We start from the raw sequence: 12,017 nt of genomic DNA, 5'->3' as shown, positions 1-12,017 counted from the left end.
TAAAAATATCCCCCGGGGGTCAGGGGGGCAGGCAGCCCCCATTTGCGGCCTCTCAGCCAAAGACCGACCAGCCGGTGAACTCGGCCAGCCGCTCGGCGGCCAGGGTGCCCATCTGCGAATTGCCCCAGCCATCCAGCCCCGGCGACCAGATCGCAATGGATGCCTTGCCCGGCGCGATGACCAGCAGCCCGCCGCCCACCCCCGACTTTGCGGGCATGCCGACGCGGAACGCGAAATTCCCCGATCCGTCATATTGCCCGCAGGTCATCATCAGCGCGTTGATCCGTCGCTGCTTGACCTTCGACAGCAGCGTCGGCGCGCAATCCAGCCCGGCAATCACCCGGCCCGCCCGGGCCAGCTGCACGCAGCTCATCTCGATGGCGCATTGATGGACATAGGTGCCCAGCACATGGTCCGGCGGCGCCTTCAGATTGCCAAAGCTGCGCAGGTAATGGGCCAGCGCGGTGTTCCTGTGCCCGGTGCGGGCCTCGGACCGGGCGACGGCCTTGTCGATATGGATGGCGTCATCGCCCGCGGCGGCGCGCACGAATCCCAGAACCTCGGCCAAGGCCTGCTGCGGGCTGCGGCCGGTCAGCATCTCGTCGGTGACGACCAGCGCGCCGGCATTGATAAAGGGATTGCGGGGCCGGCCCTTTTCCTGTTCCAGCAGCAGGATCGAATCGAAGCGGTCGCCGGACGGCTCGCGCCCCACGCGCAGCCACAGCTGTTCGCCGATCCGGCCCAGCACGCAGGCCAGCGCAAAAACCTTGCTGACCGATTGGATGGAAAAGCCCGTCCGGGCCTGCCCCGCCGTCAACACCTGCCCGTCGGCCAAGGCCACGGCGATGCCGAATTGCGCCGGGTCGATCCGGCCCAGTTCGGGGATGTAGTCGGCCACCGCGCCCCATTCGGCGCGGTCGCGGATGTCACGGTCCAGATCCTGCAGGAATTGATCCAAGCTCATGGCGCCCCCCGGGTTGCCCGCACCCCTATGACGCGAAACCGCGCGCCGGGCCAGCCGCTAAAGCGCGCGCCCCTGCAACAGGCGCGGCATCGGATCGACCGACAGCCCCGCCGCCTGCCGCATGAAGCCGCGCCGCAGCCCCGGTAGCGCCGAGACGATCCCCATGCCCAAGCCCCGCAGACCCGAGACCAGCGCATTGTCGGTGCCGAACAGCCGGTTCACCCCATCCATGCCAAGGGCCAGCACGGTGGCGTCATGGCGCCGCCAGCCCTGATAGCGTTCCAGCACCAGATCGCTGCCGATATCCTCGCCTCGCCGGGCGGCGCCGACCAGCACCTCGGCCAGGGCCGCGACATCGCGCAGGCCAAGGTTCAGCCCCTGCCCCGCAACCGGATGCACGCCATGCGCCGCATCCCCGATCAGCACCACGCGCGGCGCCGCATAGCGTTCCGCCAGCGACAGGCTGAGAGGATAGCTGAATCGCGGCCCGGCCAGCCGCAACCCGCCCAGAAAATCGCCAAAGCGGGGCCGCAGGACCGACAGGAAATCCGCGTCATCCAGCGCCGCGATCGCCGCCGCATTGGCCCGCGTTTCCGACCACACCACGCTGGAGCGGTCGCCCGGCAGCGGCAGGATCGCCAGCGGCCCGGTCGCCATGAACAGCTGATGCGCGATGCCGTGATGGGGCAGGTCGTGGTCGATGGCCGCGACCAGCGCGGTCTGGCCGTAATCCCAGCCTTGCCGACGGATGCCCGCGCGCCGGGCGACGCCGGAACCGCGCCCATCCGCGCCGACCAGCAGACGCGCCGTCACCTGCCGCCCGTCCGACAGGGTCACCGACACCCCCGCCGGGCCGGGCTGATGGCCGGTGACCGACAGTCCCGGCAGATGGGTGACCTTGCCCGCCATCGCGTCCATCAGGGCGCGGGACAGAAACCGGTCCTCCAGCATCTGCCCAAGGGCGCCATCCTCGGTCTCGGCGGCGTCGAAATGCAGAAAGAACGGGGCCGCGCCTTCGCCCGGCTGGCCCTGCGCGGCCTTGACCTGACGGATCGGCTGGCTGTCGCCCGCCAGCCCGTCCCACAGATTCAGCGCCTTCAGCAACCGGACCGAGGCCAGCGCCAGCGCATAGGCGCGCCCGTCGAACCCCTCGCCCGACCGCACGGTGGCGGCGCGCGGATCGACCACGGCCACGGACAGACCGGCCCCGGCCAGCGCCAGCGCCAATGTGGGGCCATTCAGCCCGCCCCCGGCAATCAGAACGTCGAATTCATATGTCATGGCCGGATCAATGCACGGGGCATGGGCAAAGGCAATGCGGCGCGCGGCCTCATGCCCCGCCCGTCATTCACCCGAGCCCTCGGCCTTCAGCAAGGCGGCCAGACCGCTGCGATAATCGGGATAGCGCAGCCGCACCCCCAGATCGCGGATGATGCGGTCATTCCTGACCCGTTTGCTGTCGCCATAAAAGGACCGCGCCATCGGCGACATGGGCGCCTGATCGAAGGGTAGCGCGGGCGGGACCGGCAGGCCCAGCAATTCCGCCGCATGGGCGATCACATCCTGCGGCGGTGCCGGATCGTTGTCGCAGACATTGTAAATGCCCACCGGCGCCGGCGCGTCGATCGAGGCCAGCAGAACCTGCGCGATATCCTCGACATGGATGCGCGAGAACACCTGACCGGGCTTGATGATCCGCCGCGCGGTGCCGTCGCGGACCTTCTGGAACGGGCCGCGTCCGGGGCCATAGATCCCCGCCAGCCGGAAGATGTGCAGCGGCAGCCCATGCGCTGTGGCCAGCGCCCGCCAGTCGGCCTCGGCCCGGATGCGGGCCTGACCGCGGGGCCCGGACCCGTCCAACGCGCTGTCCTCGTCCACCCAACCGCCCTGGCGGTCGCCATAGACTCCGGTCGTGGACAGATAGCCCAGCCAGCGCAGCCGGGCGCGGGTCAGCTCGTTGCGAAACGCCTCCAGCACCGGATCGCCCGCCTCGGTCGGCGCGGCCGAGATCAGGATCGCATCGGCGCCGGGGATGGCGGCGCGGACCTCATCCTCTTGCCCCGGCCACAGCAGGGGGGTGGCGCCACAGGCCGCCACGCGGTCTGGATCGCCGCGGGTGGTGCCGGTGACGTCCCAGCCCCGGGCCCGCAACAGGGGCGTCAGATAACCGGCGGAATAACCATGACCAAAGACAAGCATTTTCATGACCCCACCGTAACTGCCCCGGCCGGGCGGCGCCAGAGACTTGCCTGCCGCAGCCCGCGCTGGCAGGGTCGGTGCAACCACAAGGACATCGCCCCATGACAACGGATTCCCGCTTTCTGCCGGTCCAGACCCCAGACCCCCAGCCACGCCGCGATTTCACTGATGCGGCGCAGGCCGTCGCCCATCTGCGGGCGCTTTACGATTCCGCCACCGGCTTTCTGCTGGGCCATTTCAGCCGCATCCTGGAAGGCGCCGCCCCGCAGGCCCGCTATCGCGCCTTCTACCCCGAGGTGCGGCTGACCGTGCCGACGCATGGCAAGATCGACAGCCGCCTGTCCTTTGGCCATGTCGTGGCGCCGGGCGTCTATGCCGCCACGATCACCCGGCCCGACCTGTTCCAGAACTATCTGGTCGAACAGCTGGGCCTGTTGGTCAAGAATCACGGCGTCCCGGTCAGCATCGGCCTGTCCCAGACCCCGATGCCGGTGCATTTTGCCGTGGCCGCGCAAAGCGATCTGGCCGTGCCGCAGGAAGGCGTTCTGGATTTCAGCCTGCGCGATGTCTTCGACGTGCCCGACCTGTCCACGATGAACGACGATATCGTCAATGGCGTGGCCGGTCCGATGGCCGATGGCAGCCAGCATCTGGCCGCCTTTACCGCGCAGCGCGTCGATTATTCGCTGGCCCGTCTGGCCCATTACACCGCCACCGCGCCCGAGCATTTCCAGAACTTCGTGCTGTTCACCAACTATCAGTTCTATGTCGACGAATTCGAGGCTTTTGCCCGCCGCGTCCTGTCGGACCCGGATCTGGGCTATACCGCCTTCGTCGCGCCCGGCAACCAGCAGATCGAACAGGCGGACGGGCAGATCACGCCGCTGTCCAAGATGCCGCAAATGCCGACCTATCACCTCAAGCGGGCCGGTGGGCAGGGCATCACGCTGGTCAATATCGGCGTGGGACCGTCCAACGCCAAGACCGCCACCGACCATATCGCCGTCCTGCGCCCGCATGTCTGGCTGATGGTCGGGCATTGCGCGGGTCTCAGGAACAGCCAGTCGCTTGGCGATTTCGTGCTGGCCCATGCCTATCTGCGAGAGGATCACGTGCTGGACGACGACCTGCCGGTCTGGGTGCCGATCCCGGCCTTGGCCGAGGTGCAGGTCGCCCTGCAAGAGGCCGTGGCCGAGGTCACGCAGCTTGAGGGATACGAGCTGAAGCGCATCATGCGCACCGGCACCGTCGCCACCATCGACAACCGCAACTGGGAATTGCGCGACCAGTCCGGCCCGGTTCACCGCCTGTCGCTGTCGCGCGCCGTGGCGCTGGACATGGAAAGCGCCACGATCGCCGCCAACGGGTTCCGGTTCCGGGTGCCCTATGGCACGTTGCTGTGCGTCAGCGACAAGCCTTTGCACGGAGAGCTGAAGCTGCCCGGCATGGCGACCGATTTCTATCGCACACAGGTCGCCAATCACCTGCTGATCGGAATCCGCGCGATGGAGAAACTGCGCGACATGCCTCTGGAACGGATCCATTCGCGCAAGCTGCGATCCTTTACCGAGACGGCATTCCTGTAACGTGGCGACAAAACGCCAGCAAACGCGGGTTTTCGCGTGTCGGGCGAAAAAGGCTTGATCTGCCGGTCAAAACCGTGTGTAGCAGGCTTTATGCCGCAAAAGGCGCAATTTGTGGGCCCGTCGGAACAGGGCAAGAGGAGACAGACCATGGCTACGGCTGCTGCAAAACCGATGACCAAAACCCAGCTGGTGGCGACGATCGCCGAAGAAATGGGCTCGGACAAGAAATCGGCCACGGCCGCGCTGGACGCGATCGTGGCGGTCGTGACCCGCGAAGTCGCCGGTGGCGGCGCGGTCACCCTGCCCGGCCTTGGCAAGATCGCCTGCCGCGCACGCCCCGAGCGTCAGGTCCGCAATCCGCAGACCCAGGAAATGATGACCAAACCCGCTGACAAGCAGGTCAAGTTCACCATTGCCAAGGCTCTGAAAGACAGCGTCAACAGCTGATCCCCGCCTGACACGATGACAAGATCGGGGTCGTGCCTTCGGGCACGGCCCCTTTTTCATGGCGCCCGTCGGCCACGCGCCAGGCAACGCCCTGCATTCGGGGATTTTCCGCGCCTGCCCTGCATTCGCGGCTTTCCGCGGCGGAAACGCTCTGCTAGCCATTTTGCATCACCTGCAAGAAAGGCCCCCTGCCATGGATATTCGTGCGCTTTTGATGGGCTTTGGCTTTGCGGTGATGTGGGCCTCTGCCTTTACCTCGACCCGGATGATCGTGACCGAAGCGCCGCCGCTGCTGTCGCTGGCGCTGCGCTTTGCGCTGTCGGGGGGCATCGGCGTGGCGATCGCGCTGGCGATGGGGCAAAGCTGGCGGGGGCTGACGCGCGCGCAATGGCGCGCCGTGGTGATTTTGGGGCTGTGCCAGAACGCGCTGTATCTGGGGCTGAACTGGACCGCCATGCAATGGATCGAGGCAGGCCTCGCCTCGATCATCGCGGCGACCATGCCGCTGCTGGTGGCGTTTCTGGGCTGGACGCTGATGGGCGAACGGCTGCGTCCGATGGGCGTCGCGGGGTTGGCGCTTGGCGTTCTGGGCGTCGCGATCATCATGGGCGCGCGGCTGCAAGGCGGCAGCGACCTGACCGGCATCGCAATGTGCTTTGTTGCAGCCCTGGCGCTGGCGGTGGCCACGCTGACCGTGCGCGGCGCCAGTTCGGGCGGCAATGTGATGATGATCGTCGGTCTGCAGATGCTGGTCGGCGCCGTCACCCTTGGCCTGATCGCCCCGTGGTTCGAGGATTGGGCCGTCACCTATACCCCCCGTCTGATCGTCGCGTTCCTGTACACGGTGATCGTGCCGGGGCTGCTGGCGACCTGGGTGTGGTTCCTGCTGGTCGGCCGGATCGGCGCAGTGCGGGCGGCGACGTTTCATTTCCTGACGCCGTTCTTCGGCGTGGCCACCGCCGCCCTGCTGCTGGGCGAGGACCTGGGCGCGGGAGATGTGATCGGGGTGGCGATCATCATGGCGGGCATTCTGGCGGTGCAACTGTCCAAGGCGCCGCCGGTCAAGCGCCCTCCTCCCAGCTGACGGGCTCCGGCTGAAGCCCGCCGGCCGACGGACCCCAAGCCCATTGCGCGGCGTTGACCGGGGCGGTGCGATGCCGCGTTGAATGTCCCGCAACTCTGGCCAGAGTGGTCCCATGCGCGCCGACCAGATCCTGCACCCGACCGAGGCCGGGCTTTACTGCCCGCCCGGCGATTTCCATATCGACCCCACCCGCCCGGTTCCCCGCGCGCTGATCACCCACGGCCATGGCGATCACGCCCGCGCGGGCCATGGCGCGGTCATGGCCACCCGCCAAACGCTGGAGATCATGGCGATCCGCTATGGCGAGGATTTTACCGCCCATCGGCAGGTGGCGGATGGCGTGGCACGGATCGGCGATGTGCAGGTCAGCTTTCATCCGGCGGGGCATATCCTCGGCTCGGCCCAGATCGCGGTGATGCCGGACAGGGGGCCGAAGATCGTCGTCTCGGGCGATTACTGCCGGGCCGCGAACCCGGTCTGCGCGCCTTATGAACCCGTGCCCTGCGACATTTTCGTGACCGAGGCGACCTTTGGCCTGCCGGTGTTCCGACACCCCGATCCGCTGGCCGAGATGACCCGCCTGATCGCCAGCATGGCCGAATTTCCCGAACGCCCGCATCTGATCGGCGCCTATGCGCTTGGCAAGGCGCAGCGGGTGATCGCGCTGGCCCGTCAGGCGGGCATCGACGGTCCCATCGCCATCCACGGTGCCTTGCAACGGCTGTGCGATTATCATGTCGAACAGGGGATCGACCTTGGCCCGCTGATCCCCGCGACGGCCAGCCGGGTCGATGCGCAGCTGGTCATCGCGCCGCCATCGGCATTTGCCAGCGCATGGGTGCAGCGGTTCAGCGATCCGGTGATCGGCTTTGCCTCCGGGTGGATGACCGTGCGCGCCCGCGCCCGCCAGCGCGGGGTGGAACTGCCGCTGGTCATCTCCGACCATGTGGATTGGCCGCAGGTCACGCAGACGATCCTTGAACTGGCCCCGTCCGAGGTCTGGATCACCCATGGCACCGAAGACGGGCTGATGCGCTGGTGCGAATTGCAGGGCATCGTGTCCCGCCCCTTGCGGCTGGTGGGATACGAGGACGAGCCGGAATGAAGGCTTTCGCCCATCTGCTAGAACGGCTGGCCTTTACCGCCGCGCGCAATGCAAAGCTGCGGCTGCTGCGGCATTATCTGGAACAGACCCCGGACCCCGATCGCGGCTATGCTCTGGCCGCGCTGACCGGCGACCTGAGCCTGCGGGCGGTCACGCCCGGCCTGTTGCGCGGGTTGATGGCCGAACGGATCGACGCGCAGCTCTTCGCCATGTCCTATGATTTCGTGGGCGATCTGGCCGAAACCATCGCCCTGCTGTGGGACAGCGACGCGGATGAGGATGTGCCCCTGCGCGAGGCGGTCGATCTGTTGTCGGGCACCGGGCGCGCGGGCCTGCCCGCTGCGATCACCGCGATGCTGGACCGGCTTGGCGCGTCGCAACGTCTGGCCTTCCTCAAGCTGGCGACGGGCAATATGCGCGTCGGCCTGTCGGCCCGCATGGCCCGCATCGCGCTGGCCGAGATGGGCGAACCGCAGGTCAAGGATATCGAGGAGATCTGGCATGGCCTGACGCCCCCCTATCAGCCGCTCTTCGACTGGATCGCGGGCGGCACGCGCCCCGAACATGCGGCGCTGGCGCCCTTTCGGCCCGTCATGCTGTCCACGCCGGTCGATCTGGATCAGCTGCGGGCCTTTGATCCGGCGCTGTATGTGGCGGAATGGAAATGGGACGGCATCCGCGTGCAGGCGATCAACGATGGCGGCACGCGAAAGCTCTATTCCCGCACCGGCGAGGATCTGGGCACAGCCTTTCCCGACCTGCTTGAGGCGCTGAATTTCGACGGCGCGGTCGATGGCGAATTGTTGGTGCGCCGGGGCGCCGATGTCGCCCCCTTTGGCGATCTGCAAAAGCGGCTTGGCCGCAAGATCGTGGGCCGGGCGATGCTGGACAGCCATCCGGCGGCCCTGCGGGTCTATGACGCGATGATCTGGCAGGGGCGCGATCTGCGCGACCTGCCGCATCAGGACCGCCGCGCGATCATCCAGACCGCCGATTTCGGCAGCGACCGGATCGATCTGTCGCCGCTGTTGCCCTTTGCGTCATGGGACGATCTGGCCACCTTGCGCGCCGATCCCCCCAGCATCGTGATCGAGGGCGTGATGATCAAGCGCCGCGACAGCCCTTATCTCGGCGGGCGCCCGCGCGGGCCGTGGTTCAAATGGAAACGCGATCCGATGGTCGTCGATGCCGTGATGCTGTACGCGCAGCGCGGGCATGGGAAAAGGTCGGGTTTCTACAGCGATTTCACCTTCGGTCTGTGGGATGGCGCGGCGCTGGTCCCGGTTGGCAAGGCCTATTTCGGCTTCACCGATGAAGAGCTGCGGGAATTGGACCGGTTCGTCAGGAACAACACCACAGAACGATTCGGCCCGGTTCGGTCAGTCGCGCCCAAGCTGGTGCTGGAGGTCGCGTTCGAAGGCCTGAACGCCTCGCCCCGCCACAAATCCGGCGTCGCCATGCGCTTTCCCCGCATCAGCCGCATCCGGTGGGACAAACCGGCAGCCGAGGCCGACCGGCTGGAAACGCTGAAAGACATGATCCCGTGACCCTGCCCCCGGCCTTTCAGGACTGGTTCGCGCGGCAGGGCTGGCAGCCCCATCCCCATCAGCTGGACCTGTTGGCGGCCAACAGCGACAGCCTGCTGATCGCGCCCACCGGGGGCGGCAAGACGCTGGCGGGGTTCCTGCCCTCTCTGGTCGATCTGACCGCGCCGCATCGGGGGATGCACACGCTCTATGTCTCGCCCCTCAAGGCCCTGACGGCGGATATCGCGCGCAACCTGTCGCGGCCCGTGGCGGATCTGGGGCTGGCCATCCGCATCGAGGATCGCACCGGCGACACCAAGCCCAGCCAGCGGGCGCGGCAAAAGGTCGATCCGCCCGACATCCTGCTGACCACACCCGAATCGCTGGCGCTGATGCTGTCCTATGAACAGGCGCCCGCGATCTTTGGCGGGCTGCGCCGGGTGGTGCTGGACGAATTGCACGCGCTGGCCGAAAACAAGCGCGGCGATCAGCTGATGCTGGCCTTGTCGCGGCTGCGCGCGCTGGCGCCGGGGGTGATCGTGACCGGCCTGTCGGCGACCGTGGAAGACCCTGCGCGGCTGGCCCGCTTCATGGGCGGCGCCCGGATCATCCATGCCGATCCCGGCCCCGATCCCGACATCGCGATGCTGGCGACGGCGAAACCGCCGCCATGGTCCGGCGCGGGCGGGCATCATGCCATCCCCGAGGTTCTGGCCGCGGTCGCCGCCGCCAACACCACGATCATCTTCATCAACACCCGCGCGCAGGCCGAGCTGTTCTTTCAGGCCCTGTGGGCTGCCAATGACGACAACCTGCCCATCGGTCTGCATCACGGCAGCCTGTCACGAGAAGCCCGCGCCCGGACCGAGGCCGCGATGGCGGCAGGGCAATTGCGCGCCGTCGTGGCGACCGGTTCTCTGGATCTGGGCATAGACTGGGGCGCGGTCGATCTGGTCATTCAGGTCGGCGCACCAAAGAACGTCAAGCGGCTGGTGCAGCGGATCGGGCGGGCGAACCACCGCTATAACGCGCCAAGCCGGGCGCGGATCGTGCCCGCCAACCGGTTCGAGGTGATCGAATGCGTGGCCGCCCTGCAGGCCGTGCGCGACCGCGATCTGGATGGCGACGATCGCGGCCCCGGCCCCTTGGACGTGCTGTGCCAGCATATCCTGCTGACCGCCTGCGCGGGGCCGTTCGATGCGGATGCGCTGTTTGCCGAAGTGGCGGGCAGCGGCCCCTATGCGGGGCTGACGCGCGCCGACTTCGATGCCTGTCTGGATTTCGCGGCGACGGGGGGATACGCGCTGCGCGCCTATGACCGCTGGCAGCGCCTGATGCAGCGCGACGGCTTGTGGCGCCTGCGCGATCCGCGCGTGGCCCGCGATCTGCGCATGAACATCGGCACCATCGTCGAGGCGGAAATGCTCAAGGTCCGCTATCACGGGCGCGGCGGCGCGCCCTTGGGCGAGGTCGAGGAAAGTTTCGCCGCCACGCTGGCGCCGGGTGACACCTTTCTGATCGGCGGGCAGACCGTCCGCTATGACCGCTTGCGCGACATGGTGGTCGAGGTGACGAAACAGCCCGCGAAGGAACCCAAGATCGCGGTGTTTTCGGGGATGAAGCTGGCGACCTCGACCCAGCTGTCGCATCGGGTGCTGGCGCTGATCGGCGACCCCGCCGCCCATGCGGGCCTGCCCGCCCATACCCGCGACTGGCTTGCCCTGCAGGTCCGTGTCAGCGTGCTGCCCCGCCCCGGCATGCTGGTCAGCGAGACATTTCCCCATCAGGGCCGATGGCATGTCGCGCTCTACGGGTTCGCGGGACGCAATGCCCTGCAGACCCTCGGCCTGCTGATGACCCGCCTGATGGAAGAGGCGGGACTGGCCCCCCTGGGCTTTCTGGCCACCGATTATGCGCTGCTGATCTGGTCGCTGGACCCGGTGAGCGATCCCGCGCCGCTGCTGGACCGCGCGGGCCTGCGCGAGGGGCTTGGCGACTGGCTGGCCAGCAATGCGGTGATGAAGCGCAGTTTCCGCACCGTGGCGACCATCGGCGGGCTGATCCAGCGCAACCTGCCCGGCCAGCGCAAATCCGGGCGTCAGGCGACGTTTTCCAGCGATATCCTGTATGATACGCTGCGCAAATACGACCCCGACCATCTGATGCTGCGCATCACCGCCGACGAGGCGCGGCGGGGCCTTGTGGATTTCGGCCGGATCGAGGAGATGCTGGACCGCACGGACGGGTTCGATCATCGGATGCTGGACCGCGTCTCTCCCCTGGCCGCGCCGCTGCTGCTGGAGGTCGGGCGCGTGCCCATCGCCGGTCAGGGCCGCGAACGGCTGGCCGAGGCGGAGGCTGCGGCATTGATGGCAGAGGCAGGGCTTTCGTGACGTTCCACCTTTTCGATTTCGACGGCCAGCGGTTGCAGGCGCAGGCCTCGGGTGCGCTTTATTGGCCCGCGCGGCGCTGGCTGGTCGTGGCCGACCTGCATCTGGGCAAATCCGAACGCATGGCCCGGCGCGGCGGCCCCCTGCTGCCCCCCTATGAGACCGAGGCCACGCTGGACCGGTTGCAGGCCGAGATCGCGGCCACCGATCCGGCGGTCGTGATCAGTCTGGGCGACGGGTTCGACGATGATGCAGCGGGCCGGGGCCTGCCCGACGCGGTCTGCGACCGGCTGCGCGCGCTGGCGCAGGGGCGCCGCTGGATCTGGGTCAGCGGCAATCACGATCCCGCCGCGATCTTTCCCCGCCTGCCCGGAGAGGCGGCGGATCAGCTGCAGGACGGCCTGACGCTGCGCCATCAGGCGGGCGCGGGGCCGGATGTCTCGGGGCACTATCACCCCTGCATCCGGCTGGCCGGTCAGCGGCGGCGCTGCTTTCTGGTCGGCCGCGATCATCTGATCCTGCCCGCCTTCGGCGCCTATACCGGCGGTTTGCTGGTCGAGGATCGCGCCCTGTCGGCGCTGGTCCCGCAGGGTCTGGCCATCGCCTGCGGTACGCGCGCCCTGCCAGTGCCGGTGGGAATGACCCGCGCCCGTCCGGGGGCGCGGTCCGCGACCATGCGGCGGGCATGAAAAAAGGGCCGGTGCGTGATGCACCGG

The 12,017-nt window shown here is 67.9% G+C and carries 10 protein-coding genes; 7 read left to right on the top strand and 3 right to left on the bottom strand.

Annotated elements, in window-relative coordinates:
• Positions 1 to 52: 52 nt before the first annotated feature.
• The 3 genes from EG885_RS09880 to EG885_RS09870 all read right to left on the bottom strand — a co-directional run bounded on the left by EG885_RS09880 (position 53) and on the right by EG885_RS09870 (position 3,169).
• On the bottom strand, positions 53 to 964 hold the full coding sequence (locus tag EG885_RS09880) for a glutaminase (protein WP_131574315.1): 912 nt from the start codon (positions 962 to 964) through the stop codon (positions 53 to 55).
• A gap of 57 nt (positions 965 to 1,021) precedes the next feature.
• Positions 1,022 to 2,245: an FAD-dependent monooxygenase gene (locus tag EG885_RS09875; RefSeq protein WP_131574314.1), complete on the bottom strand. Its 1,224-nt coding sequence runs from the start codon at positions 2,243 to 2,245 to the stop codon at positions 1,022 to 1,024.
• A gap of 63 nt (positions 2,246 to 2,308) precedes the next feature.
• Positions 2,309 to 3,169, bottom strand: a complete 861-nt coding sequence (locus EG885_RS09870) for an SDR family oxidoreductase (protein ID WP_131574313.1) — start codon at positions 3,167 to 3,169, stop codon at positions 2,309 to 2,311.
• A gap of 95 nt (positions 3,170 to 3,264) precedes the next feature.
• Here EG885_RS09870 and EG885_RS09865 point away from each other — a divergent pair, with 95 nt between their 5' ends.
• From EG885_RS09865 to pdeM, 7 genes are all read left to right on the top strand, one after another.
• Positions 3,265 to 4,749, top strand: coding sequence for an AMP nucleosidase (locus EG885_RS09865; protein ID WP_131574312.1), 1,485 nt, complete (start codon positions 3,265 to 3,267; stop codon positions 4,747 to 4,749).
• Positions 4,750 to 4,896: 147 nt separating this feature from the next.
• Complete coding sequence (locus tag EG885_RS09860; protein WP_131574342.1) at positions 4,897 to 5,196, top strand: HU family DNA-binding protein; 300 nt, start codon at positions 4,897 to 4,899, stop codon at positions 5,194 to 5,196.
• Between the two features lie 193 nt (positions 5,197 to 5,389).
• The gene (locus EG885_RS09855) at positions 5,390 to 6,280 is read left to right on the top strand and encodes a DMT family transporter (RefSeq protein ID WP_131574311.1); all 891 of its coding nucleotides are present in this window, start codon (positions 5,390 to 5,392) and stop codon (positions 6,278 to 6,280) included.
• Positions 6,281 to 6,392: 112 nt separating this feature from the next.
• The gene (locus tag EG885_RS09850; RefSeq protein ID WP_131574341.1) at positions 6,393 to 7,385 is read left to right on the top strand and encodes a ligase-associated DNA damage response exonuclease; all 993 of its coding nucleotides are present in this window, start codon (positions 6,393 to 6,395) and stop codon (positions 7,383 to 7,385) included.
• On the top strand, positions 7,382 to 8,932 hold the full coding sequence (locus EG885_RS09845) for a cisplatin damage response ATP-dependent DNA ligase (RefSeq protein ID WP_131574310.1): 1,551 nt from the start codon (positions 7,382 to 7,384) through the stop codon (positions 8,930 to 8,932). The genes EG885_RS09850 and EG885_RS09845 overlap by 4 nt, the downstream gene beginning before the upstream one ends.
• Positions 8,929 to 11,304 carry a ligase-associated DNA damage response DEXH box helicase gene (locus EG885_RS09840; protein ID WP_131574309.1) on the top strand — a complete coding sequence of 792 codons (2,376 nt, stop codon included), beginning with the start codon at positions 8,929 to 8,931 and terminating at the stop codon, positions 11,302 to 11,304. Before EG885_RS09845 ends, EG885_RS09840 begins: the two co-directional genes overlap by 4 nt.
• Complete coding sequence (pdeM, locus tag EG885_RS09835; RefSeq protein ID WP_131574308.1) at positions 11,301 to 11,990, top strand: ligase-associated DNA damage response endonuclease PdeM; 690 nt, start codon at positions 11,301 to 11,303, stop codon at positions 11,988 to 11,990. Before EG885_RS09840 ends, pdeM begins: the two co-directional genes overlap by 4 nt.
• The last annotated feature ends 27 nt before the right edge of the window (positions 11,991 to 12,017 follow it).

Origin of the sequence: Paracoccus nototheniae, from assembly GCF_004335005.1 — a bacterium.
Taxonomy (GTDB): domain Bacteria; phylum Pseudomonadota; class Alphaproteobacteria; order Rhodobacterales; family Rhodobacteraceae; genus Paracoccus; species Paracoccus nototheniae.
This window is presented reverse-complemented; position numbering and strand designations above follow the sequence as displayed.

Coding starts and splice junctions, on each gene's coding strand:
- EG885_RS09850 (WP_131574341.1), top strand. CDS start 6,393: ATGCGCGCCGACCAGATCCTGCACCCGACCGAGGCCGGGCTTTACTGC.
- EG885_RS09855 (WP_131574311.1), top strand. CDS start 5,390: ATGGATATTCGTGCGCTTTTGATGGGCTTTGGCTTTGCGGTGATGTGG.
- EG885_RS09845 (WP_131574310.1), top strand. CDS start 7,382: ATGAAGGCTTTCGCCCATCTGCTAGAACGGCTGGCCTTTACCGCCGCG.
- EG885_RS09870 (WP_131574313.1), bottom strand. CDS start 3,169: ATGAAAATGCTTGTCTTTGGTCATGGTTATTCCGCCGGTTATCTGACG.
- EG885_RS09860 (WP_131574342.1), top strand. CDS start 4,897: ATGGCTACGGCTGCTGCAAAACCGATGACCAAAACCCAGCTGGTGGCG.
- EG885_RS09875 (WP_131574314.1), bottom strand. CDS start 2,245: ATGACATATGAATTCGACGTTCTGATTGCCGGGGGCGGGCTGAATGGC.
- EG885_RS09880 (WP_131574315.1), bottom strand. CDS start 964: ATGAGCTTGGATCAATTCCTGCAGGATCTGGACCGTGACATCCGCGAC.
- EG885_RS09865 (WP_131574312.1), top strand. CDS start 3,265: ATGACAACGGATTCCCGCTTTCTGCCGGTCCAGACCCCAGACCCCCAG.